Annotated in this window: 20 protein-coding genes and 1 pseudogene; 16 read left to right on the top strand and 5 right to left on the bottom strand. The window is 72.0% G+C overall.

Going from position 1 to position 24,305, the window contains the following annotated elements:
- Nucleotides 1-74: 74 nt before the first annotated feature.
- Nucleotides 75-2,576: a phosphoketolase family protein gene (locus tag FHG10_RS03630; protein ID WP_152351931.1), complete on the top strand. Its 2,502-nt coding sequence runs from the start codon at nt 75-77 to the stop codon at nt 2,574-2,576.
- Between the two features lie 103 nt (nt 2,577-2,679).
- Here the strand turns inward: FHG10_RS03630 and FHG10_RS03625 are convergent, their stop codons facing one another.
- Complete coding sequence (locus FHG10_RS03625) at nt 2,680-3,429, bottom strand: PepSY domain-containing protein (RefSeq protein WP_152351930.1); 750 nt, start codon at nt 3,427-3,429, stop codon at nt 2,680-2,682.
- Between the two features lie 133 nt (nt 3,430-3,562).
- On the opposite strand from FHG10_RS03625, the gene FHG10_RS03620 reads away from it, so the two are divergent.
- Nucleotides 3,563-3,844: an acylphosphatase gene (locus FHG10_RS03620; RefSeq protein WP_152351929.1), complete on the top strand. Its 282-nt coding sequence runs from the start codon at nt 3,563-3,565 to the stop codon at nt 3,842-3,844.
- 8 nt (nt 3,845-3,852) lie between these two features.
- On the opposite strand, the gene FHG10_RS03615 is transcribed toward FHG10_RS03620, so the two are convergent.
- Nucleotides 3,853-5,010: an MFS transporter gene (locus FHG10_RS03615; protein WP_152351928.1), complete on the bottom strand. Its 1,158-nt coding sequence runs from the start codon at nt 5,008-5,010 to the stop codon at nt 3,853-3,855.
- Nucleotides 5,011-5,208: 198 nt separating this feature from the next.
- Between FHG10_RS03615 and FHG10_RS03610 the strand changes: the two are divergent.
- Nucleotides 5,209-6,123 (top strand): annotated as a pseudogene (locus FHG10_RS03610) (DUF808 domain-containing protein); the annotation flags it as partial.
- 207 nt (nt 6,124-6,330) lie between these two features.
- On the opposite strand, the gene FHG10_RS03605 reads toward FHG10_RS03610, so the two are convergent.
- Nucleotides 6,331-6,975, bottom strand: a complete 645-nt coding sequence (locus FHG10_RS03605) for an NAD(P)H-binding protein (RefSeq protein ID WP_152351927.1) — start codon at nt 6,973-6,975, stop codon at nt 6,331-6,333.
- Nucleotides 6,976-7,183: 208 nt separating this feature from the next.
- On the opposite strand from FHG10_RS03605, the gene FHG10_RS03600 reads away from it, so the two are divergent.
- Entirely contained in the window at nt 7,184-8,770 is a 1,587-nt protein-coding gene (locus FHG10_RS03600; protein WP_152351926.1) for a glycoside hydrolase family 10 protein, read from the top strand.
- A gap of 70 nt (nt 8,771-8,840) precedes the next feature.
- Here FHG10_RS03600 and FHG10_RS03595 read toward each other — a convergent pair whose 3' ends face one another.
- On the bottom strand, nt 8,841-9,356 hold the full coding sequence (locus tag FHG10_RS03595) for a phosphoribosyltransferase (RefSeq protein ID WP_152351925.1): 516 nt from the start codon (nt 9,354-9,356) through the stop codon (nt 8,841-8,843).
- Nucleotides 9,357-9,559: 203 nt separating this feature from the next.
- Between FHG10_RS03595 and FHG10_RS03590 the strand changes: the two genes are divergently transcribed.
- The 8 genes from FHG10_RS03590 (at nt 9,560) to FHG10_RS03555 (ending at nt 17,606) form a co-directional block, all read left to right on the top strand.
- Nucleotides 9,560-10,321: a DeoR/GlpR family DNA-binding transcription regulator gene (locus FHG10_RS03590; protein WP_152351924.1), complete on the top strand. Its 762-nt coding sequence runs from the start codon at nt 9,560-9,562 to the stop codon at nt 10,319-10,321.
- On the top strand, nt 10,318-11,433 hold the full coding sequence (locus tag FHG10_RS03585) for a 1-phosphofructokinase family hexose kinase (RefSeq protein WP_152351923.1): 1,116 nt from the start codon (nt 10,318-10,320) through the stop codon (nt 11,431-11,433). Before FHG10_RS03590 ends, FHG10_RS03585 begins: the two co-directional genes overlap by 4 nt.
- A gap of 107 nt (nt 11,434-11,540) precedes the next feature.
- Entirely contained in the window at nt 11,541-13,670 is a 2,130-nt protein-coding gene (locus FHG10_RS03580) for a PTS fructose transporter subunit IIABC (protein WP_152351922.1), read from the top strand.
- A 57-nt stretch (nt 13,671-13,727) separates the two neighbouring features.
- A complete protein-coding gene (locus FHG10_RS03575; RefSeq protein WP_227488005.1) occupies nt 13,728-14,612 on the top strand; it encodes a YwaF family protein in 885 nt (294 codons plus the stop codon).
- Complete coding sequence (locus FHG10_RS03570; protein ID WP_152351921.1) at nt 14,609-15,238, top strand: mismatch-specific DNA-glycosylase; 630 nt, start codon at nt 14,609-14,611, stop codon at nt 15,236-15,238. The genes FHG10_RS03575 and FHG10_RS03570 overlap by 4 nt, the downstream gene beginning before the upstream one ends.
- Before the next feature lie 47 nt (nt 15,239-15,285).
- The gene (locus FHG10_RS17890; RefSeq protein ID WP_193636178.1) at nt 15,286-15,732 is read left to right on the top strand and encodes a hypothetical protein; all 447 of its coding nucleotides are present in this window, start codon (nt 15,286-15,288) and stop codon (nt 15,730-15,732) included.
- A gap of 129 nt (nt 15,733-15,861) precedes the next feature.
- A complete protein-coding gene (locus tag FHG10_RS03560) occupies nt 15,862-16,191 on the top strand; it encodes a plasmid stabilization protein (protein ID WP_152351919.1) in 330 nt (109 codons plus the stop codon).
- 269 nt (nt 16,192-16,460) lie between these two features.
- The gene (locus FHG10_RS03555; protein WP_152351918.1) at nt 16,461-17,606 is read left to right on the top strand and encodes a baeRF2 domain-containing protein; all 1,146 of its coding nucleotides are present in this window, start codon (nt 16,461-16,463) and stop codon (nt 17,604-17,606) included.
- A 55-nt stretch (nt 17,607-17,661) separates the two neighbouring features.
- On the opposite strand, the gene FHG10_RS03550 is transcribed toward FHG10_RS03555, so the two are convergent.
- Nucleotides 17,662-18,354, bottom strand: a complete 693-nt coding sequence (locus FHG10_RS03550) for a FadR/GntR family transcriptional regulator (RefSeq protein ID WP_152351917.1) — start codon at nt 18,352-18,354, stop codon at nt 17,662-17,664.
- Nucleotides 18,355-18,634: 280 nt separating this feature from the next.
- Here FHG10_RS03550 and FHG10_RS03545 point away from each other — a divergent pair, with 280 nt between their 5' ends.
- The 4 genes from FHG10_RS03545 (at nt 18,635) to FHG10_RS03530 (ending at nt 24,281) form a co-directional block, all read left to right on the top strand.
- A complete protein-coding gene (locus FHG10_RS03545) occupies nt 18,635-20,248 on the top strand; it encodes an ABC transporter substrate-binding protein (protein ID WP_152351916.1) in 1,614 nt (537 codons plus the stop codon).
- Between the two features lie 94 nt (nt 20,249-20,342).
- A complete protein-coding gene (locus tag FHG10_RS03540; RefSeq protein ID WP_193636177.1) occupies nt 20,343-21,308 on the top strand; it encodes an ABC transporter permease in 966 nt (321 codons plus the stop codon).
- Nucleotide 21,309: 1 nt separating this feature from the next.
- Nucleotides 21,310-23,478 (top strand): dipeptide/oligopeptide/nickel ABC transporter permease/ATP-binding protein, encoded by a 2,169-nt coding sequence (locus FHG10_RS03535; protein WP_152351915.1) that lies wholly within the window; start codon nt 21,310-21,312, stop codon nt 23,476-23,478.
- The gene (locus FHG10_RS03530) at nt 23,475-24,281 is read left to right on the top strand and encodes an ABC transporter ATP-binding protein (RefSeq protein ID WP_152351914.1); all 807 of its coding nucleotides are present in this window, start codon (nt 23,475-23,477) and stop codon (nt 24,279-24,281) included. Before FHG10_RS03535 ends, FHG10_RS03530 begins: the two co-directional genes overlap by 4 nt.
- Nucleotides 24,282-24,305 lie beyond the last annotated feature (24 nt).

Here is a 24,305-nt window from a genome sequence, read left to right as displayed (position 1 = left end):
GCAGGAGCACCCTCAGCTCTAGCGTGGGGCACACGACGTATCCGTCCGGTCCGCCGAGGAACGAGGAGAGTCCCATGAACGAGGCCCCGACCCAGCCGGTCCGGCCCGCAGTCTGGCCCGCCGCCGAAGGCACCGCACCGGATCAGGAGGAGCTGCTCCGCCTGCACGGCTGGTGGCGCGCGGCGAACTATCTCTCCGTCGGTCAGATCTACCTGATGGACAATCCCCTGCTGCGCACGCCGCTCGCACGCGAGCACGTGAAGCCCCGCCTGCTCGGCCACTGGGGCACGACCCCCGGACTCACCTTCCTGTACGCGCACATGAACCGGGCGATCCGCCAGCGCGATCTCGACGCGATGTACGTGACCGGTCCCGGCCACGGCGGGCCCGGTGTGGTCGCCGCGGGGTACCTCGAGCACACGTACACGGAGACCTACCCTTCGGTCACCGAGGACGAGGCCGGCATGCGCCGCCTGTTCACCCAGTTCTCGTTCCCCGGCGGGATCCCGTCCCATGCGGCGCCGGAGACCCCGGGGTCGATCCACGAGGGCGGCGAGCTCGGCTACTCGCTCTCGCACGCCTACGGCGCCGTCCTCGACAACCCAGGGCTCCTCGCGTTCACCGTGGTCGGCGATGGAGAGGCCGAGACCGGACCGCTGGCCACGTCGTGGCACAGCAACAAGTTCACCAATCCCCTCACCGATGGCGTGGTGCTCCCCGTGCTCCACCTCAACGGGTACAAGATCGCGAACCCCACGGTGCTGGCGCGCATCGGCGACGACGAGCTCGCCGCCCTCATGCGCGGCTACGGCCATGAGCCGCTGTTCTTCACCGGCGGCTTCGACGACGAGGATCCGCTCTCGGCGCACAGGCGCTTCGCCGAGGTGCTCGATACGGCCCTGGACCGCATCGCGGAGATCAAGGCGAAGGCTGCCGAGGACGACGCCGCGGGACGGGAGCCCGAGCGGCCCACCTGGCCGATGATCGTCTTCCGCACGCCGAAGGGATGGACCGGGCCCGCGGAGATCGACGGCAAGAAGTCAGAGGGGTCGTGGCGGGCCCATCAGGTGCCATTGGCCAACGCCCGCGACACCGATGAGCATCTCGCGGTCCTGGACTCGTGGCTGCGCTCCTACCGACCCGAGGAGCTGTTCGACGACCAGGGGCGGCTGCGCGAGGAGTACGCGGACACCGCACCCGCCGGGACCCGGCGGATGTCGGCGAACCCGGTGACCAACGGCGGCTCCGTGCTGCGGGCGCTGCGCCTGCCCGACTTCCGCGAGCATGCGGTCGACGTCCCGCGCCCCGGGGCGACGACCTCGGAGGCCACGCGCGTGCTGGGTGACTGGCTGAGGGACGTGATCGAGGCCAATCCCGAGAACTTCCGCATCTTCGGACCCGACGAGACCGCGTCCAACCGTCTTCAGTCCGTCTACGAGGCCACCGACAAGCAGTGGAACGCGCAGTTCGTGGCGGACGACGACGAGGAGCACCTGGCCCGCAGCGGCCGCGTCATCGAGGTGCTCAGCGAGCACCAGTGCCAGGGGTGGCTCGAGGGCTACCTCCTCACCGGCAGGCACGGGCTGTTCAACTCCTACGAGGCCTTCATCCACATCGTCGACTCGATGGTGAACCAGCACGCGAAGTGGCTGAAGGTGACGAACGAGCTCGAGTGGCGCCGGCCGCTGGCCTCGCTCAACTACCTGCTGAGCTCCCACGTGTGGCGCCAGGACCACAACGGCTTCTCCCATCAGGACCCGGGATTCATCGACCACATGGTCAACAAGAAGGCCGAGATCGTGCGGGTCTACCTGCCGCCGGACGCCAACACGCTGCTGTCCACCTACGACCACTGCCTCCGCTCGCGCCAGTACGTGAACGTGGTCGTCGCGGGCAAGCAGCCGGGACCGCAGTGGCTGAGCATGGACGAGGCGATCGTCCACTGCACGCGCGGCCTGGGCATCTGGGAGTGGGCAGGCACCGAGGTCGAGGGCGAGGAGCCCGACGTCGTGCTCGCCTGCGCCGGGGACATCCCGACGATCGAGGTGCTCGCGGCGGCGAAGATCCTCCGCGAGCAGATCCCCGACCTGCGCGTGCGGGTGGTCAACGTGGTGGACCTGATGCGCCTGCAGCACGACTCGGAGCATCCGCACGGTCTCTCGGAGAGGGAGTTCGACGGGATCTTCGGCGAGTCCTCCCCCGTCGTCTTCGCCTATCACGGCTATCCGTGGCTGATCCACCGTCTGAGCTACCGCCACGATCGCGCCTCACGGATCCACGTGCGCGGCTACAAGGAGGAGGGCACGACCACGACGCCCTTCGACATGCTCATGCGCAACGACATGGACCGCTACCACCTGGTGATCGACGCGATCGATCGGGTCGACGGCCTGGGAACCCGCTTCGCCGGCCTGCGCCAGCGGATGGTCGACTCCCGCATCCGGGCACGCGAGTACGCGTACACCCAGGGCGCGGACCATCCCGAGGTCGCGACCTGGCAGTGGGACGACAACGCTGACGAGTCGGAGGCGGCGAAGGGCACCGTCACGGCTGACACCGGCGGCGACAACGGGTGAAATCTCGCCGGATCACGCCCGGAGGGGCCGGACTGGACGAGCTCCTCCTCGCAGGCGCCGATCGCGTCGCACCGATCTTCCTGGATGCCGGCACGGCATGGGATCAGTCGGCGTCGACGCTCACCCTGCCGCTGTCGACGTCGACGGTGACCTCGTCGGTCTCGTGCTGCGATCCGATGTCGAACTGGTAGGCGCGGTGCCCGTCGTCCCACTCGAGCTTCCAGCTGCGCAGGGGCCCGTCGGCCTTCTTCGAGGCGGACTCGAGCGCCTGGTCGAAGGTCATCGGATCGGAGAGGTCGATGGCCTTCTCGGTGTCGTCCGTGTGCTCCTGCTCGGAGTGCACGACCTTTCCGCTCACGGGGTCGATCGTGACCTCGTGGTCCTGCTCGCCGGCGAGGATCTTGACGTCGTACTGCCAGGCGTCGTCCTTCGAGTCGTGGTCCAGCTCGACCGCGTGGACGGTGCCGTCGCCCGCCTCGTCGGCGGCGAGGTCGACGGCCTTCTGCGCGTCCACGGGGAAGGCGACCTCGCGCAGGTCCGCGTCGGGGGCCGGCTGCGAGCTCACGGTCCCGCTGCCGCCCGCACTGTCGTCGCCTCCGTCCGAGGCGTCGCCTCCGCCCGACGCGTCGCCTCCGCCCGCGTCGGACCCGTCGCTCCCGCCGTCGGACGCGCCGCCGGTGTCCGATGAGGTGCCGCCGGAGTCGGAGGCGGAGGACCCGCCGCCCTGGTCGGTGGACTGCGAGGAGCCGCTCTCCGCGGCGTCGTCCTCGGGACCTCCGCAGGCGCCGAGGGCGGCCGCGGCGAGGATCCCGGTCGCCAGGAGCGCTGCCGTGCGACGGATGCGACGAGCCATGATGTTCCTCCCTGGGGTCTGTGCCGTGGTCGTACGCCAACCACCGTAACCACTGCTCTCGATTCCCGGGCCTGCGGTGACGTTAGGGTCTTCTCATCCTGGCCGCAGCGGTCGACGGGCACGAGGAGGAGCCATGGACGAGAAGGTCATCCGGCGGGTGGTGCGTGTGAGCGGACGCGTGCAGGGCGTCGGATTCCGCTGGGCCGCGGCGGACGCCGCGCAGGACCTGGGTGTCACGGGCACCGTGCGCAACCTCCTGAACGGCACCGTCGAGGCCGATGTCGAGGGGCCCGCCGAGGCCGTCGACCGGATGCTCGAGTGGCTCGCCGAGGGACCGCCGAGCGCCCGGGTGAGCGGGACCGAGGTGCGCGACGCCGATCCGCGCGGGACGAGCGGCTTCCGCATCGCAGGCTGAGCGGTCCCTCAGACGTGGGTGGGCGTGGTGCGCATGTAGCGCACCAGGATGACGAGGGCGATCGCGATCATCACGACGGAGGTCCCGATCATCGCCTCCTGTCCTGCCAGGTCGAGGATCCGCCCGCCGATCAGCGCGCCGAGAGCGATGGACACATTGAAGGCGGCGCTGTTCAGCGCGGTCCCCTCCTCGACGACCTCGCGGGCCTCCGAGCCGACGAACGCCTGCACGGTCACGGAGACCGCACCGGCGAACAGCCCCCAGAGCGGCATCACCACGAGCGCGGTCGCGCTCGAGGTCACGAGGAGAAGCCCGAGGAGGGCGAGCGCGAGTCCCGCGGCGATCACCAGGACGCCGAGAGGGGCGCTGCGCCGCAGCAGGATCCCCACGGCGAAGTTCCCTATCAGGCCCGCGATGCCGAAGGCCAGGAGCATGATCCCGATGCGGGTGTAGGGCACGCCGGCGCGCATGTGCAGCAGTGGGCTCACATAGCTGTACGTGATGAACTGCGCGGTGATCACCAGGGCGGTCAGTCCGAGGGCATGGCGCACGCCGCGCGAGCGGGCGGCGCGACCCATCATCCGCAGGGAGACCGGTGCACTGGTGCCCACGGGCGCGACGAGCACGGCCAGGAGCACGGCGACCACGAGCGCAGCCGCTCCCACCACGGCGAAGGACGTGCGCCACCCCAGATGCGTGCCGATCCAGGATGCGACCGGCACCCCGAGGACGAGCGCGGCGCCCGCGCCGCTGAAGGCGACGGTCAGCGCGCGCGAGGAGCGCGCGGGCGGCATCTGCGCGAGCGCGACGATCGCGAGCACCGCCCAGTAGAGGCCGATCGAGACGCCCGCGAACAGCCGCGCGATCAGCAGCACGGCGAAGCTCGGCGCGACCACGCTGAGCGCGCACGAGACGACGACGCTGAGCAGGGCGATCACGAGCACGAGCCGTCGATCGAGGCTTCCCACGATCACCGGCGTCAGCATCGCGATGGCACCGGCGAGCACGCCCGGGACCGTGACGGCCAGACCGCCCACGCCCTCGCTCACGCCGAGATCGGGGGCCATCACGCTGAGGACGCCGATCGGCAGCTCCTCGATCGTGATGAGGATGAAGATCCCCACGGCCAGTGCGATCACGGCGGCCCACTGCCGCAGCGACGTCATGGGTACCTTCCCTCCTCGTGCGCTCCCGAACTCATCACCGCCCGGGAACCGCCGGGCGGCCCTCACACCCTATGTCCAGGGGCGATGCCCCGCTGCGGCGCGCCCCTCCCGGGTGCGATGCCGCATTCCCCGGTACTGTGAGCGCGCTCGGGGACGCACGACGCGATCCCGGCGGAGCCCCCGACAGAGAGGCGGACCATGGCCGGCGGACTCGCAGCACTCCTGGACGACGTGGCCGCGATGGCCAAGATGGCAGCAGCCAGCGCGGACGACGTCGCGGCCGCCTCGGCGCGCACGAGCGCGAAGGCCGTGGGCGTCGTGGTCGACGACGCCGCCGTCACCCCGCAGTACGTGCGGGGGCTCGAGCCCCGACGGGAGCTGCCGATCGTGTGGCGGATCGCCCGCGGCTCGCTCGTCAACAAGCTCCTCATCACCCTGCCGGTCGCCCTGCTGCTGTCCTGGCTCGCCCCCTGGGCGCTCACGCCGATCCTCATGCTCGGCGGCACCTTCCTGTGCTTCGAAGGGGCGGAGAAGATCTGGGAGCTCGTCCACCCGCACGGGCACGACGACACGAGCGGGCACGGGGCCGGCTCCGGGGCGCCCTCGTCCGAGCAGGACGGCGCCGCCGAGGACGGGATCGTCAAGGGCGCCGTGCGCACGGACCTCATCCTCTCGGCGGAGATCATGGTGATCTCTCTCAACACCGTCGCCGACCAGCCGTTCCTGCTGCGCACCGCGGTGCTGATCGTCGTCGGCATCGCGCTGACCGCGCTCGTCTACGGTGCCGTCGGCCTCCTCGTGAAGATGGACGACATGGGCCTGGCGATGGCCCGACGCGACTCCCCCGCCGCCCAGCGCATGGGGCGCGGGCTGGTCGCGGCCATGCCGCACGTGATGACGGTGATCAGCTACGTGGGGATGGCAGCCATGCTCTGGGTGGGCGGGCACATCCTGCTCGAGGGAACCCACGAGCTCGGCATGGAGGTCCCCTACGCCTGGGTGCACCATCTCGAGGAGCTGCTCGCGCGGATCCCCGGGATCGGCGGCGCGGTCGGCTGGCTCGGCGCGACCCTCTGCTCGATGCTGCTCGGGCTCGTCGTCGGCGCCCTCGTGCTGCTCGTGGTGCGGATCGTCGCCCCGCCTCCGCGGGAGGCGGGGCGAGGCGGCCTGAGCCCTCGGCGTCGCCCCGCACCCGGGAGCGTCGGCGCCGGCGCCGTGCGGCGGTGCCGCGCACGGAAGCGGCCCGCGGGCCCCAGGCGACTGCCCGGGGTCCGCGGGCCGCTCGCGTCCGACGTGCTCGGTGCCGGCCCGCGCGGGGCCTCAGATCCCCGCGACGGCCTCGGCGATCGGCGTGTCGCCGTCGTTGAACTGCACGAACCGGCCGAAGGTCTCGGGACGGTCGATCACTGCGGCGATCACCTGGGCGACGTTCGCACGGCTGACCGTGCCGCTCTCCGCGGCCTCCACGTCGATCCTGCCGCTGGGCTCCTCGAGGGTGAGGCCGCTCGGGCCGAGGATCGTCCAGTCCAGGTCGGTGCCGCGCAGGTGCTCGTCGGCCGCGGCCTTGGACTCCGCGTAGGCGAAGAAGCCGTTGCCCGGGTCGACCCCGTGGTCGGGCCCGGCGCCGAAGTAGCTGACCATGACGTACCGGCGGGCGCCTGCGCGCGCGGCGGCGTCCATCGAGGCGATCGCGCCGTCGCGGTCCACCGCGTACGTGCGCTCCGGATCCCCGCCGCCGGCGCCGGCCGTCCAGACGACGGCGTCGGAATCCGCGATGAGATCCTTCCAGCCCTCCTCGTCCAGGCGCTCGATGTCGATGACGACGGCTCCCGCTCCGGTCGCCTCGATGTCGGCCACCTGGTCCGGATCGCGGATGACCGCGCGCACCTCGTGCCCCGCCGTGACGAGCAGCGGCTCGGCGAGCAGCGCGACCTTGCCATGTCCTCCGATGAGTGTGATCTTCATACGCCCCACACTGGCACCTGGCGGGCGTCGGGGGAAGCCCCGTGCGCTCGTGGCGGAACCCGTGGCCGCGGGCCCGCCGCGTGTGACGCTTGCCACGGACGTGCTGACATGGGAGCGTGGAGCGCGCTCGAGCTCCGTCCCCAGCGCGCGATCGGCTCGCCGGTCCGCGCATGCACTCGCGCTCCCCTCTCCCGCCTCAGGAGGCCCCGTGGAACCCCTCGCCCGCCGATCGCTCCTCCGCGCGTCCACCGGTGCCGCCGCCGGCAGCGCCGCCGTCGCCCTCGGCGCGGGCTCCGCCCGGGCCGAGGGCACCGCAGCCCCCGCCGGGCACGGAAAGCGGCACGACCGTGGGCACGACAGCGCGCCGGTGCGCGAGTTCCGGGCCCTGTGGATCGCCGCGGTCGACAACATCGACTGGCCCTCGAGAACAGGGCTGAGCGCACTCGAGCAGAAGCACGAGTACCTCGCCTGGCTCGATCTGGCCCAGGACCTCGGCATGAACGCGGTCATCTCCCAGGTGCGGCCGACGGCCGACGCGTTCTGGCCCTCGTCCTTCGAGCCCTGGTCGACGTGGCTCACGGGCACCCAGGGCAAGGACCCCGGATACGATCCGCTCGCCTTCCAGATCGACGCCGCCCACAGCCGGGGCCTCGAGTACCACGCCTGGTTCAATCCCTACCGGGTGTCGATGAACAGCGACGACCCCGCCGACCTCGTCGAGGACCATCCCGCGCGCACCCACGAGGACTGGTCCTTCTCCTACGGAGGCAAGCTGTACTACGACCCGGGCGTCCCCGCGGTCCGCGCTTTCGTGCAGGACGCGATGATGGACGCCGTCTCCCGCTACGACGTCGACGGCGTGCACTTCGACGACTACTTCTACCCCTACCCGGTCGAGGGCGAGGAGCTGCCGGACGCCGGGACCTTCGAGCGCTATGGCGACGGCTCCTCCTCGATCGAGGACTGGCGGCGGGAGAACGTCGACCTGCTGGTGAGCGAGATGCACGAGAGGATCCGCGGCGAGAAGCCGCATGTGCGCTTCGGCATCAGCCCGTTCGGCATCTGGAGGAACTCCACGAGCGATCCCGCGGGGTCGGACACCGCGGGATCGGAGTCGTACGAGATCATCTCCGCCGACTCCCGGCGCTGGGTCCAGCAGGGCTGGGTCGACTACATCAACCCGCAGATCTACTGGCAGATCGGCCACGAGCTCGCCGACTACGACACCCTGGTGCGCTGGTGGGCGGACCTCGCGGAGGACTCCGAGGTGGCGCTGTTCGTGGGCGAAGCGGCCTACAAGGCGGTCGACGGCACCTTCGAGGATCCCGCGGAGCTCTCCGAGCACGTGGAGCTGGGCCGGGAGCTGGGCTCCGTCGGGGGATACGTCTGCTTCAGCGCGACGAGCATGCGCGATGACGAGACCGGCGCGGTGAAGCAGCTCGTGCGCGAGCGCTTCGCACACCCGGCCATCGTCCCCGTCATCCAGAGCGTCGAGGGGACTGCGCCCGCCGCGCCCTACCTGCAGTCCGTGCGCTCCTCGCGCAGGGGCGTCACGCTGCGCTTCACCGGGGAGGCGACCAGCTTCGCCGTCTGGCGCCTGCGCTCACCGCACGTGACGAGCCGGGATCTCGCGGATGCGCGGAACCTCGTCGCCGTGGTGCGGGCCGACGAGGGCCAGAGCGTCCAGCAGTACACGCACACGGGCGCGGAGGCACGCGGCTGGTACGCGGTGACGGCACTCGACCGCACCTGGCGCCAGAGCGGCCCCTCGACGGTGCGACGCCCGCGGGGCTGACGCCCGCGGTGCGACGCCAGCGGGTCTGACGCCCGCGGGAGGACAGGCGCGGAGCCGGATGGGGCGGGACTCAGGCCCCGGTCGCGGGCGTGACCGGAGGCTCGGCCGACCACGGGAAGACGATCCACTCGTCGGTGCGCCGCCAGACGAAGTCCGGATCGACCACGGAGGCGGACTTCGCGTAGAGCACCGCGCTGCGGGCGTCGGCGCCCATCTCGCGCAGGAGCTTCAGCACGAGGGCGAGGGTGCGTCCGGAGTCGGCGACGTCGTCCACCACCAGCAGGCGCTTGCCCTGGATCGACTCCGTGTCCAGCATCGGCGCCAGCAGCACCGGATCCGGCAGGGTCTCGTGGACGTCGGTGTAGAACTCGACGTTGATCGCGTCGGCCAGCTTGAGCCCCAGGGCGTAGGAGAGCGAGCCGGCGGGCAGCAGGCCCCCGCGCGCGACCGCGATCACGATCTCGGGATCGAAGCCCGAGTCGGCGATGGTCTGCGCGAGCTCCCGGGACGCGGTCCCGAACAGCTCCCAGTCGAGGACCTCCTTCGTCACGAGATCGGAGGAATCGGCGTGGTAGGCCTGCGACATCTGGGCTCCTGGGACGGATCGAGCGGGGGTCCACCGATGCTACCGCCCGCGGGAGGTCGCCGACCGAGCGCCCGCGTACTGCGCCCACAGGTCCCCACATTTCATTCTGTTGTTTTCTGTGGGTTCATGTTCTAGTGTGTGGCTCATCCCGGCAGCCGGACCGTGCTCCCGCTGCCCTCCCCTCCGATGACGCAGGTGATGTGATGTACGCCCAGGAGCGACAGCGCCAGGTCCTCGATGCGCTCGAGGAGGCCGGCCGCGTGACCGTCTCGGACCTGGCCGAGCGCTTCGACGTGACCACCGAGACCGTGCGCCGTGACCTCGACGACCTCGAGCGGCGCGGCCTGCTGGCCCGCGTCCACGGCGGGGCGATCGCCCGCCGCACCCGCGACGCGGAGCCCGACCTCGACACCCGTCGGACCACGAACACCCAGGCCAAGCGCCGGATCGCCGATGCAGCCCGGGAGCTCCTTCCCCCGGATCCCGAGGCGCCCGTGCTGCTGGACGCAGGCACCACGACCCTCGCGCTGGTCCCCCATCTCGCCGAGCGCACCGGCCCCGTGCTCACCCACGCGCTCGACGTCGCACAGGCGGCGCTGGGCCTCGACGGCCCGCCCGTCCACGTGCTGCCCGGGCGACTGCGTCCCGGCACCGGGGCGGGCGTCGGCGCGGAGACGGTGTCCGCTCTCGCGCGGCTGCGCCCCGAGGTCGCGTTCCTGGGATGCAACGGATTCGACGGCGCGGAGCTGTTCACCCCCGATCCCGAGGAGGGCGCGGTCAAGAGCGCCATCGTCGAGCGCGCGAGCCGGCGCGTGCTGCTGGCGGACTCCTCGAAGGCCCAGGTGCGCCGGCTCGTCGCCTTCGCCCGCACGGCCGACATCGACGCCCTGGTCACCGACTCGCACCTGCCCGAGGCGCTGCGCTCCGAGCTCGAGGACGCCGGCACCGAGGTGGTGGTCGCATGATCCGCACGCTCACCGCGAACCCGTCACTCGACCGCATGGTCGTCCTGGGCTCTCCCCTCGCCCCGGGCGGAGTGCACCGCATCGTCCGCGAGGCCACCCAGGCCGGGGGCAAGGGAGTGAACGTCGCCCGGGCCCTGCACCTCGCCGGCGCCGAGGTCGAGACGCTCGTGCCGGTCGGGGCCGAGGACCCCTACCGGGCTCTGCTCGAGGACTCCGACGCGCCGCTGCGCACCTCCCCCGTCGCCGGCCCCGTGCGCACGAATCTCACGGTGCTCTCACCGCCCGAGGGCGCCGAGAGTGCCGGCAGCACCGGCGGCACCGCGTCCACCGAGGACCCCGACGCCCACGCCGACTCCGCCGGCACGGTGACCACGAAGCTCAACGAGCCGGGCGCGAGAATCTCCCCTGCCGAGCTGGCGGCCCTCGAATCCGCCCTGCTCACAGGGTCGGGCGGCGGCGCCTTCGGCGGTCCGCCCGGCCATGACGCGTCCACGGACGAGCGGTCCCTCGCGCACACGGTGATGCTCTCGGGATCCCTCGCCCCCGGCTTCCCCGAGGACTGGTACGCGCGGATGGTCCGGAGGCTGCACGAGCGCGGGGCCTGGGTGGGCGTCGACACCTCCGACGCACCCCTGCGCACCCTCGCCGCCGCCTGGACAGAGGACCCGGTGTGCGCCCCGGACCTGCTCAAGCCCAATGCGCTCGAGCTCGCGCAGCTCACCGGCCTCGATGCCGTCGCTCTCGACGCCCTCGAGCGCGCGGGCACGGATCTGGACTCCGCCGAACTGGGCCCCGTGGGCGAGGCCGCGCAGGACCTGCGGGCGCAGGGCGTCGCGAACGTCCTGGTGACCCTCGGTGGAGCGGGCGCGCTGCTCGCGAGCGCGCAGGGCACCTGGTTCTGCCCCGCGGGCCCCACCCGCGTGGTCTCCACGGTGGGCGCGGGCGACTGCGCGACCGCCGGTTTCCTGCTCGCCCGCAGCCGCGGCGAGGACGCGCCCTCCTCTCTCGCCCGCGCCGTCGCCTACGGCAGCGCGGCCGTCGCCCTGCCCGGCACCACCATCCCCCGCCCGGACCAGGTCGTCGCCCGACCCGATGCCGTGCGGGCCCTCTGACCCGCACGACTACACCGGACATCCGACCCGACGTGACGTCGGCCCACCGCCGACGACCGATGACCCCCGCCCGGCTGGAGCCGGGCCCTCCGAAGAAGGAGCTGGCCATGTCAGAACCCCTCATGACCGCAGATCTCGTCCGCCTGGACGTCGAGCCGGCGGGAGACAAGTCCGCGGTGATCGGCCAGATGGCCGACCTGATCGCCGCGACCGGACGCTCGGACCGCGACGGGCTCGAAGCCGGGCTGCTGGCCCGCGAGGAGTCCTTCGCCACCGGCATGCCCGGCGGCTTCGCGATCCCCCACTGCCGCACGGAGGCCGTCCACGAGGCCGCTCTCGGCCTGCTGCGGCTCTCCGCACCAGTCGACTTCGGATCCGCCGACGGGCCGGCCGATCTCGTGATCGGTATCTCGGCGCCCGCCGGGACGGACGACCAGCATCTGCGTCTGCTCGCGCAGCTCTCGCGCGCCCTCGTGCGCCCGGAGTTCCTCGCCTCGCTGCGCGCCGCCACGACGCCCCAGGAGGCCGCCGACCTGGTGATGGGGGTGATCGAGCCCGAGCCCGAAGCCGAGCCCGAACCCGCGCAGTCGTCGTCGGCCGAGGACGTCTCCCCCGCCCCCGCCCCGACGGACGGCACGGCGGCCGACGCACCGACGGACGGTGCCTCCGAGGACGCGCCCGCGTCGGCCGAGGACTCCCCCGTGCTGCTCGCGATCACCTCGTGCCCCACCGGCATCGCCCACACCTACATGGCAGCCGAGTCCCTCGAGACGGCCGCCGCGGAGAAGGGCGTGCGCCTTCACGTGGAGACGCAGGGCTCGGGCGGCATCACGCCCTTCACGTCCGAGCAGATCGCGGAGGCCTCCGCGCTCATCGTCGCGGCAGACGTCAACATCTCCGGGCGCGAGCGCTTCGCCGGCATGCCCGTCATCGAGCACCCGGTCAAGCGCGCGATCTCCCACGGCCCCGAGATGGTCGACGAGGCCGTCGCCGCAGCCCGCGATCCCCGCGGGAGGAAGGTCTCCGCCGTAGCCGACGATGTGGGCGCGGACGCTTCGAGCAGCTTCGGCGGCACCGGGTCGACCTCCGCCGCCGCGGTCTCCTGGCCCAAGCGGATCCAGGCCGCCGTGATGACAGGCGTGTCGTACATGATCCCGTTCGTCGCCGCGGGCGGCTTGCTGATGGCCCTGGGCTTCCTGCTGGGCGGGTTCGACGTCTCCTACGTCGCGCAGGACGTCGCGACCGGGAACTCACTGACGAACCTGCCCGGGCACCTGAGCTACGACGGCGCGAGCGGTCAGGAGATGACCTCGCGCGCCGGGCTGCTGCTGTACCTGGGCGCGGTCGCCTTCGCGATCGGCAGCGCCGGGATGGGCTTCCTGGTCGCCGCGCTCTCGGGCTACATCGCCTTCGGCCTGGCCGGACGCCCCGGCATCGCCCCCGGCTTCATCGGCGGGGCGATCTCGGTGACGGTCGGCGCGGGCTTCCTGGGCGGTCTGGTCACGGGTCTGCTCGCGGGGCTCATCGCCATGTGGCTCGCGTCGCTGCGGCCGCCGCGCTGGCTCGCCGGGCTGATGCCCGTCGTGATCATCCCGCTCGTCACCTCGGGGCTCGTCGCCGGGGCCATGCTGCTCGTGCTCGGCCGCCCGCTGGCCTGGGTGATGGAGGCCCTGCAGAACGCGCTGACCGGCATGAGCGGCACGTCCGCGATCCTGCTGGGCGTGATCCTCGGGCTGATGATGTGCGTGGACCTGGGCGGCCCCATCAACAAGGCCGCCTACCTGTTCGCGACCGCGGGACTCTCCCAGGGGACCGAGGCGTCCTTCCACATCATGGCCGCGGTGATGGCCGCCGGGATGGTGCCGCCGCTGGCGATGGCGCTGTCCACGGCGGTGCGCCGCTCGCTGTACACGCAGGTGGAGCGCGAGAACGGCACGACGGCCTGGCTGCTGGGCGCCTCCTTCATCTCCGAGGGCGCGATCCCCTTCGCCGCGGCCGACCCGCTGCGGGTCATCCCCTCGATGATGGCCGGCGGCGCGGTCACCGGCGCTCTCACCATGGCCTTCGGAGTGGGGTCGCAGGCTCCCCACGGGGGCATCTTCGTGTTCTTCGCGATCAGCCCGGTGTGGGGGTACGTGCTCGCGATCGTGGTCGGCACGCTCCTCGCGGCCGCCCTGGTCACCGTGCTGAAGGAGCAGCACGCGCGACGCGTCCGCCGCGGGGCCGCGACCGTCTGAGGCCCCGGTGCCCGCGACCTCCGCTCCCTCGCGCCCGCGCCGGTCTACCCTGCGGGTGTGGACAGCGCGGACGCGCCCCTGCTGGGGCACATGGCCCCCTACGGCGCCCAGCACGTCACGATGCTCGCGGTCATCGCGGTGCTCTGCGTCCTCGGGGTGGTCGTCGTGCGCCGTCGGGCCGACGTCGAGCGCGGCGGGGTCCGCGGGCCGGGCCGCCCGGCCGACGGCGGGAACGATCGCGCGGGCCCGCCCGTTCTCGAGCGCCGACTGCGGATCCTCGGCTGGGCGCTGCTGGCCAACTCGCTCCTCTGGACGCTGTGGGGCTTCATGCCGTGGGCGTGGGACATCGACGAGTCCCTGCCGCTGCACCTCTCCGACGTGCTGCGCTTCATCGGGCCGCTGGCCCTGATCACCCGCGCACGGCGCCTCGTGGTCATCACCTACTACTGGGGCCTCACCCTGAACATGCAGTCCGTGCTCACACCGGACGTCAACTACTTCGTATGGCCGCCGCTCGAGTTCGCCGAGTACTGGATCGCCCACGGCACGGGCGTGCTGATCCCCGTGCTCCTGGTGTGGGGCCTGCGCATGCGCCCCACCTGGCGAGGGTTCGGGTTCGCCTGCGCGGCGACGGCGCTGTGGGCACTGATCGCGATGACTGGCAACGCGCTGACCGGCGCGAACTACGGGTACCTGAGCCATGCGCCCGCGGGACCGAGCCTCCTGGACGTGATGGGCCCCTGGCCCCGGTACCTCCTCGTCGAGACGCTCGCGATCGCGGTGGTCTGGGCACTCCTCACCCTGCCCTGGGTGCTGTGGGACCGCCGGACGGGAGGCTCGGAAGAGATCCGGGCCGGCGAGACCCGGGCTGGCGAGATCCGGGCCGACGAGCCGTCGTCCGGGCCGGGCGATCCGCCTCGGATCGATACAGTGCCGGGATGACTTCTCGCCGCCCCTCGCCCCTCGGAGGCCGACGTCCCACCAAGGACGATCTCGCGCAGGTCTCCACCACGGACCCTCACGGCGTCGACGACATCCTGCCGGGCCCGGGCGACCCGTCGCCGCTGCGCATGCTCATCGTCGGCATCAACCCCGGGCTCTGGACCGCAGCGGTCAACGCCCCGTTCGCACGTCCCGGGAACAGGTTCTGGCCGTCACTGCACCGCGCGGGCCTCACCGACCACCAGGTCGACTGCGCCGCGGGACTCACCAAGGAGGACGAGCAGCAGCTGCTGGGCCGGGGCATCGGCCTGACGAACCTCGTGGGCCGCGCCACGGTCCGCGCCGACCAGCTCGCGCGCGAGGAGCTGCACGAGGGCGGGGGACGGCTCGTCGAACGCGCGCGCGAGATGCGACCGCGCTCCGTCGCGATCGCCGGCATCACCGCCTACCGCACCGCCTTCCGCCTGCCCCGGGCGAAGCTCGGGCTCCAGGATCCGGCCGACGTCGAGGACTGGCCCGAGGACTCGCTGCTGTGGGTGGTGCCGCAGCCGAGCGGGCTGAACGCCCACGCGAACATCGACACCCTCGCCCGCGACTGGCGCGAGGTGTGGGACAGCACCCGCTGAGCGTGCGCGGGCGGCACCTCCGCGCCCACCGCAGTTATGCTGACACCATGTCGAATAACACGCCCTCGTCGTCCTCCCCCGCACCGTCCGCACCCACCGATCCCGTCCTGAACGCCCTGCGCCTGACCGCCGGCAGCAGCGCTCTGATCGCGATCGTGCAGACCCTGCTGGGCCTGGGCATCCTGGGCAGCATCGGCGGCGTGTTCCCGCTCCACCAGACGCTCGGCTACGTGCTCTTCCTCGACACCCTGGCCGCCGCGGTCAGCGCCGTGCTGTGGTCGCGCCGCAGCGGCAACAAGGGGCTGATGATGCACGCGATCTCCGTCGCCGTGCTCGCCCTGATCCAGATCGGCATCGCCGAGATGGGCGTGGTCTGGCTGCACGTGCTCGTGGGACTGCTGATCCTCATCGCCGTGATCGCCCTGTTCACCCTGAGCATGCGCAGGGGCGGAGCCTCACGTTCCGAGCGTCGCGGGACGTCGTCCGCACGCTGACGCCGGGCCGCCGGGCCGCCGGGCCGCCGGGCCGCCGGGCCGCCGGGCCGCCGGGCCGCCGGGCGTAGTGTGGATCGCGCCCGGTCGGGTGACCGGGCGCGGACGATCCGTACAGGCGAGGAGGCCGTGATGCCCGAGGCATGGAGCGAGAAGCGCGAGCGCCAGTACCAGCACGTGAAGGACAGCGTCCAGGAGCAGGGCCGCTCCGAGGAGACCGCGGAGGAGATCGCCGCGCGCACCGTGAACAAGACCCGCGCCCAGGAGGGCGAGGCCGAGGAGTCCTCGACGACCTCGACGAAGGACGCGTCCCCCTCCGAGCGCGGCGGGAAGCACTCCCACGAGGGACCGCAGGGACGCACCCGCGACCAGCTCTACGAGGACGCCCGGCGACAGGACGTCGAGGGCAGGTCCTCGATGACCAAGGACGAGCTCGAGGACGCCGTCGAGGACCGCGACTGACGGGCGCGTCCGCCCCCGGGTCCCGCGCGAAGGACATAGCCCCGGACATCGCCCGGGCCGCGCGACCGCGGCGCCTCGCGGCGTCGAACCGCCGTTCCGGATCATCCGGACATCTCAATATCCCAGCGCACAGCGGCAGGAGGCGTGCGTCCGCGCAGTTCGCGGGAACCGGTTGCGGCACCCTGTGCGCCGTGGAAAGGTGGCGGCACCCGCACGGCGCAGAGGCCGTCAGGCTCCGGGCGCCGTCACCGCCGATGCAGGAGGTACACGTGAAGCTTCCCTGGCTCAGGTCCGCACTGGAGAACGCGGGCCCCTACGTCTCCGTCCACCTCGACACCACGCGGCTGGATCCGCAGGCCGTCACCGAGATCGAGGCCCGCTGGGCCCGCATGCGCGACCAGCTCGCCGCGGCCGGGGCCCCGGCTCCCCTGCTCGACCGGATCGGCGAGACCCTGCTGACCCCGTCGGCCATCGGAGGACGCCACGGACGCACCGTGATCGCCGCGGGCGACGAGATCGTCGTCGATCGCGTCCTGCCCGTGCCGCCCCTGCACGAGTCCGCGCACTTCGGCGACGAGCCCGAGCTGCTGCCGCTCCTCGAGCTCACGCCCTTCGCCGTCACCCAGCTCCTCATCGAGGTGGACCGCGCCGGTGCCGATCTGCGCCTGCGCGCGCCCGACGCCCCCTCCCTCAGCAAGCACGGCGAGGGTCTGGGCGAGGACGCGAGCGTCGACGGCGGCCACGACGAGCTGCACAAGGCGAGCCTCGGCGGCGGGGCCCAGCACGGCTGGCGCGCGAGCAACATCGAGGCCCGCGTCGAGGATTCCTGGGAGCGCAATGCCGAGGCCGTCGCACGGACCGTCGAGCGCATCGTGCGCGAGCAGCGGCCCGACATGGTGCTGCTGACCGGGGACGTGCGCTCGAGCGCACTGCTGAAGGCGGAGCTCGGCCAGGAGGCCCTCGAGCGCCTGCACGAGGTGCCCGGCGGCACCCGCGGCAAGAGCCTGGACCGTCCTGCGTTCCGCGAGGAGGTCGTGCGCGTGACGCGAGACTTCATCGCTCGCCACGAGGAGGACCTGCTCGCGCGGTTCCGGGAGGCCAGCGGCCGTGACGGCGCCGCCGCCACCAGCGCCGACGACGTCGCCCAGGTGCTCGATCGCGGTCAGGTCGACGAGCTGCTGCTGGTCTCGGGACGCCCCTGCCCGGACGTCGAGCGCCTGCTGCTCAGCGCCATCCGCACCGACGCGGGCATCAGCGCGCTGCGCGAGGACACTGAGGGCTCCGACGTCCTCGTCGACGGGATCGGCGCGCTGCTGCGCTGGCACGACGAGGCGACGCCCGCAGCGAGCATCGGCAGCATGAGCGGCGATGCGCGCCGCGAGGGCGCCCACGAGGGGTCGTCGAGCCCCAGCTGACCCGGGCGGCCAGTCCGGCGTCGCAGCGCGGAAGGTCCATCGCGCGGGAGGACCCTCACTCCGAGGCGGTGAGGGTCCTCTCGAGTGGTCCGTAGTGCGCGTGCACGGCCTTGGCGTAGGCGTTCTCGTCGCCGGACTCGAGGGCGTCCACGATCGCGTCGTGCGCCTCGATGGTCAGGCGCATGTCCGCCGCGGGCGGCACGTCGAGCAGCGGGAGCGCCGAGGTGTGCACCTGCCAGAAGGCATCGCTGAGCTGCATCATCAGCTCGTTGTCGAGCTCCGAGAGCACCGCGGCGTGGAAGGCCTGATCCGCCTCCGTGAAGGGGCGCCCGGCCGCGTGCGCCTCGCGCATCCGCTCGACCTGCGCCCGCGCGGGCGCCAGATCCCGGCCGCGCCAGGCCTCCACGAGCCGGCGCCCGAGCGAGAGGTCCAGGGCGATGCGCGCCTGCACGACCTCGCGCAGCGTGCGCAGGTCGTTGCCGTCGTTGAGGCGGGCGCGGAACAGCAGACCGTCCACGAGCGGCGCGAGGGACATGCGGCCGACATAGGTCCCGTGCCCGTGCCGCACCTCCACGATGTCCAGCGAGGAGAGCGTGCGCATCGCCTCGCGCACGGAGGAGCGCGCGACGCCCAGCTCCTCGACGAGTCGCGCCTCGGTGGGCATCGGGTCCCCCGGATGCAGCCCGTCCCGCAGGATCAGGTCCTTGATCCGGGCCACCACGTCCCCGCCCGCGTCGTTCCGGCGCATGCGCTCTCCTCCCTCGCGTGGACCGTGCTCCTGCGCGGCCCGCCTCCATGATGCGATCCATCATGCGATCCGGATCACGGTTCGGTAACCCGTACCGATCCGCTGGCATCCGGGGATACAGTACCGCTAGAACATCGGACATCAGACGTCTGATGAAGATTCCGCTCGATGCGCGGGACGCCGGAAGCACGGACGCAGTCGTCCGCCCGCACCCGGAGCCCCCGGGCCTCGGACCATCCCGGTCCGGCCGAGCACTCCCACCCGAAGGGACGCACCGATCATGACCATCCAGACCACGCGCCGCAGCCTCCTCAGGAGCGCCGGCCTCCTCACCGCCGCCGCCGGCATCATCGGCACCGTCGCCGCCTGCGCGCCGCGCGATGGCGGCGACACCTCCTCGGACGCCGGCGGAGCCGCCGCGACCGATGCCAAGGAGGACGGCACCATCACCGCCGCGATCTCCTACGAGCTGGGCACCAACGGCTACGACCCGATGACCACGAGCGCCGCGCTCACCGTCGCGGTCAACTGGCACACCCTCGAGGGCCTCACCGAGCTGCATCCCGTGACCCGCGAGGTCTACGCCGCGCTCGCCTCCGAGATCCCCTCGAGCGACGGCACCAGCGTGGACGTCGCCCTGCGCGACGGCGCCGTCTTCCACGACGGCAGCGAGGTCACCGCCGAGGACGTCGTGTACTCCTTCGAGCGCGTGCTGGATCCGAAGAACCTCTCGCTGTACGCCGGCTTCATCGACTTCATCGAGAAGGTCGAGAAGAAGGACGACACCACGGTCACCTTCACCCTCGCGCACCCCGTCGCGATCCTCGCCGAGCGCCTGAGCGTGGTGAAGATCGTGCCGAAGGCGGCCGTCGAGAAGGATCCCAAGGCCTTCGACGCCAAGCCCGTCGGCTCCGGCCCCTACGAGATGACGGACAGCGGCGCCTCCTCGAAGAAGGTCGAGTTCGAGCGCTTCGAGAAGTACAACGGCCCGCAGCCCGCGAAGGCCGCGAAGATGACGTGGCAGATCATCCCCGACGCCTCGACCCGCACCAACGCGATGCAGTCCAAGAGCGCCCAGGCCATCGACTCCGTCCCCTACCTCTCGATCGACCAGCTCGAGGGCTCGGGCACCGTCGAGTCGCCGCTGGGATTCGGCCTGCTGTTCGCCATGTTCAACTACGGCGAGGACAACCCCTTCCACGACCTCAAGAACCGTCAGGCGTTCATGTACGCGCTCGACATGGACAAGATCATCGAGGACGGCCTCTCCGGCCAGGCCGAGGCCGCCGCCTGCTTCGTCCAGAAGGACCATCCCGACTTCAAGCAGGCCTCCACGGTCTACGCCCTCGACCTCGACAAGGCGAAGTCCCTGTTCGCCGAGACCGGCCTGAAGAGCTTCCGCCTGATGGCGACGGACCACGACTGGGTCAAGCAGTGCACCCCGATCATCCAGCAGTCCCTCGAGGCCGCGGGCGTGAAGGTCGAGTTCACCGAGAAGCAGTCCGCGGAGGTCTACAACTCGATCGACGGCAAGAGCGACGCCTACGACGTCGTGATCGCCCCCGGGGACCCGTCGGTGTTCGGCAACGACGCCGATCTGCTCATGCGCTGGTGGTACTTCGCCGACACCTGGACGGACACCCGCATGCACTGGAAGGGCTCCGAGAGCTACACCCAGGTCACGGACCTGCTCAAGGAGGCCATGAAGGAGACCGACACGGACAAGCAGACGTCCATGTGGCAGCAGACCTTCGACCTCCTGTCCGAGGACATCCCGCTGTACCCGCTCTTCCACCGCAAGGCCCCGTCGGCCTGGGACCCGACCACCCTCGTGGGCTTCGAGCCCACCTCGCTGACCGGCCTCAGCTTCGTGGGCGTGGGCAGCACCCAGTGACCGCCGCCGCGGTGCGCGCGGGGCTCCGCCCGCACGCACCGCGGCCCGTCCGCCCGACCCCGACCGCCCGACCTCGGCCCGCCTGGAGGGATCCGTGTCCTCACTCGTCCGTCTGATCGGCCGGCGACTCGTCTCGCTGCCGCTCATGATCCTCGGCGTCACCCTGCTGGTGTTCGTCGTGATGTCGTTCTCCCCGTCCGACCCTGCGCGCCTCGCGCTCGGCGAGTCGGCCTCCCCGGCGGCGCTCGAGCAGTACCGCGACGCGAACGGTCTGAACGACCCCCTGGTCATCCGCTACCTCAGCTTCCTGGGGGGCATGCTCCACGGCGACCTCGGCACCACGAGCGGCAACACCCCCGTGACCGACGTCGTCGCCCGGGCCTTCCCGATCACCCTGCAGCTGACGTTCCTCGGCCTGGCCTTCGCGATCGTGGTCGCCGCGATCCTGGGCGTGCTCGCCGCCCTGTTCCGCGACCGCTGGGTCGACCAGGTCATCCGCGTGCTGTCCGTCGCCGCGCTCGCGACCCCCTCCTTCTGGCTCGCGATCCTGCTGATCCAGTGGCTCGGCGAGGTTCCCGGCGGGTGGGGCGCGTTCCCGGCCCTGGTGAGCCAGTGGGTCGGTCCGCTCACGGATCCCGCGGCGTGGACGCACAACGTGGCCCTGCCCGCGATCGCGCTCGGCGTGCCCGTCGCCGGCTCCCTCATCCGCGTGGTGCGCACGGCGATGGTGGAGGAGCTGGACCGCGACTACGTGCGCACGGCCGTCGGCGCGGGCGTGCCCTACCCGATCGTGGTGAGCCGCAACGTGCTGCGCAACGCGCTGATCACCCCGATCACGGTGCTGGGGCTGCGCGTGGGCTATCTGATGGGCGGCGCGGTCATCATCGAGATCATCTTCAACATCCAGGCGATGGGCCAGCTCATCCTCGACGGCGTCAAGCGCAACGACGTGTTCCTCGTGCAGGGCGTGACTCTCACCGTCGCGATCGCCTTCATCGTCGTGAACATCCTCGTGGACCTGCTCTACGTCCTCGTCAACCCCCGGATCAGGAGCATCTGACATGCGCCGACGCCTCGGCTCCCGCCTCGCCTCCGTCAGCGGCGCCCGCCCCGGTGCGCTGCGCTCGCTGCCGCTGCCCTCGAAGCTCGCGCTCGGCTTCCTGGCGCTGCTCATCCTCGCCGCCGCGCTCGCCCCCGTGCTCAGCCCCTACGACCCGCTCGCGACAGGCTCCCCCGTGCAGCCCCCGAGCGGCGAGCACTGGATGGGCACCGACAGCGTGGGCCGCGACGTGTTCTCGCGCGTGCTCACCGGCGCCCGCTCCTCGCTGCTGATCGGTCTGTGCGCGACCGGCGCCGCGCTCGTCGCCGCCGCCGTGCTGGGGTCCTTCGCCGCGACCGCCGCGAAGCTGCCCTCCGAGATCCTCATGCGCATCCTCGACGTGATCATGGCCTTCCCGGGCATCGCCCTCGCGGCCGTGTTCGTCGCGGTCTTCGGGACCTCGCTGCCGGTGCTGATCTTCGCGATCGGCTTCCTGTACGTGCCGCAGCTGGCCCGCGTGGTGCGCGCCAACGTGCTCTCCCAGTTCGGGGAGGACTACGTGGCGGCCTCGCAGGTCATGGGCGCCTCCACCGCGTGGATCCTGTTCAAGCACGTGGCCCGCAACTGCCTGGCGCCGATCCTCGTGTTCGCGACCGTGCTGGTGGCCGACGCGATCGTGCTCGAGGCCTCACTGTCCTTCATCAACGCCGGCGTCCAGCCGCCCGCTCCGTCCTGGGGCAACATCATGAGCGAGGGCAAGGCCGTGCTGCTCGCGGGCTACTGGTGGCCCACGTTCTTCCCGGGCGTCGCGATCCTGCTGACCGTGCTCAGCCTGAACATCCTCTCCGAGGGCCTCACCGACGCCTTCGCGAGCCCGCGCATCAAGGCCTCCGTCGACGTCGACGCCGACGAGCGCGCCCAGGTGAAGGTGCTCGAGGAGGCCGAGCAGAGCCCCACCGCGGGCGGCGCCGAGACCGGTTCCGAAAGGGCGCCCGCTGGCGTCCCCTCCCCGGCCTCGACCTCCGGCGTCCATGAGACCGGTGCCCCCGCGGACGCGGCCGGCTCCTCCACCGACACCGATGCGCACGGGGCCGACGACGTGCTCGGGGCGATGGACGCCGCCACCGCGCAGCAGGTCCTGCACGACTCCCTGCGCCGTCTGCGCACGGCCGAGCAGGCGCGCGGGTCCCGACCCGAGGCCGCGACAGGCGCGCCGATCCTCGAGGTGAAGAACCTCAAGGTGGCGTTCCCCGAGGCCCACGGCGATGTCGACATCGTCGACGACGTGTCCTTCGCGGTGCGCCCCGGGGAGACCATGGGCCTGGTCGGCGAGTCGGGCTCGGGCAAGTCCGTCACCAGCCTGGCGATCATGGGGCTGCTCCCCCGCACCGCCCGCGTGAGCGGCGAGGTGCTGCTGGACGGGAAGAACGTCCTGGACCTCGGGACGAAGGAGCTCAACGCCCTGCGCGGGAACGACGTCGCGATGATCTACCAGGACGCGCTGAGCTCCCTGAACCCGTCCATGCTCATCCGCTCGCAGATGAAGCAGCTGACCTCGCGCGGCGGCACCCGCAGCGCCGAGGAGCTCCTCGAGCTCGTCGGCCTCGAGCCCGCGCGCACGCTCGCCTCCTATCCGCACGAGCTCTCGGGCGGGCAGCGCCAGCGCGTGCTGATCGCCATGGCGCTGACCCGCGACCCCCGCCTGGTGATCGCCGACGAGCCCACCACCGCGCTCGACGTGACCGTGCAGAAACAGGTCGTGGACCTGCTCGAGCGGCTGCGCGAGGAGCTGGGCTTCGCAATGGTCTTCGTCAGCCACGACCTGGCCCTGGTCTCCCAGCTCGCCCACCGCATCACCGTGATGTACGCGGGGCAGGTCGTCGAGCAGGGCAGCACCGGCGAGATCCTCACCGACCCCCGCCACGAGTACACGCGCGGCCTGCTGGGCTCAGTGCTCTCGATCGAGGCGCGCGCCGAGCGCCTGCTGCAGGTGCCCGGCACCGTGCCCTCGCCCCGCGAGTTCGCGGCCGGCGACCGCTTCGCGCCGCGCTCGCAGGACCCGTCGGCCCGCGCCGACGAGCGCCCGCGGCTCGTCGCGATCGACGACGACGCCTCGCACGACCACGTGGTCGCCACCACCGACCGGGTGCCCGCCGCCCTGGCCGCCGACGACGAAGGATCCCGCCTATGACCTCCCGGAGCACCCACGACGCATCCCCGGTGATCGAGCTGCGCGACGTCCACGTCGTGCACCGCCTGCGCACCGGCTCCCTGCTGCACCCCGACACCATCCGCGCGGTCGACGGCATCAGCCTGAGCGTGGACCGCGGGCAGGTGCTCGGCATCGTCGGCGAATCGGGCTCGGGCAAGTCGACGCTCGCCCGGGTGATGACCGGCCTGCAGAAGGTCACCAGCGGGGAGGTCCGCTTCCACGGCAGCCCGCTGGGCCGCTCGCGCTCCGCCCGCAAGGAGCTGGGCCGCACCATCTCGGTGGTCTTCCAGGACCCCGCGACGGCCCTGAACCCGCGCCTGGTGGTCCGCGAGGCGCTCATGGATCCGCTGCGGGTCCACGGCATCGGCACCGAGAAGGAGCGCCTGGAGCGGGTCACCGAGCTCGTCCACCAGGTGGGCCTGCCCGTCTCCGCCCTCGACGTGCTCCCCCGCCAGATCTCCGGCGGCCAGCGCCAGCGCGTGGCGATCGCCCGCGCGCTCACCCTGCAGCCCGACGTGATCGTGGCCGACGAGCCCACGAGCGCCCTGGACGTCTCGGTCCGCGCCCAGGTGCTCAACCTGCTCATGGACCTCAAGGCCGAGCTCGGCCTGGGGCTCGTGTTCATCTCGCACGACATCTCGACGGTGCGCTTCGTCTCCGACGAGATCCTGGTGATGAACCGCGGCCGGGCCGTCGAGCACGGCCCGGCGGAGCAGATCTTCGCCGACGCCGAGGACCCCTACACCCGCTCCCTGCTCGCCGCAGCGCCCACGCTGCTGTGACCACGGGACCATCGACCCAGCACA

This window comes from Brachybacterium subflavum (genome assembly GCF_009299795.1).
GTDB lineage: Bacteria > Actinomycetota > Actinomycetes > Actinomycetales > Dermabacteraceae > Brachybacterium > Brachybacterium subflavum.
Note: the sequence above shows the minus strand (reverse complement) of the source record. Positions and strands in the feature narration are given on the sequence as shown.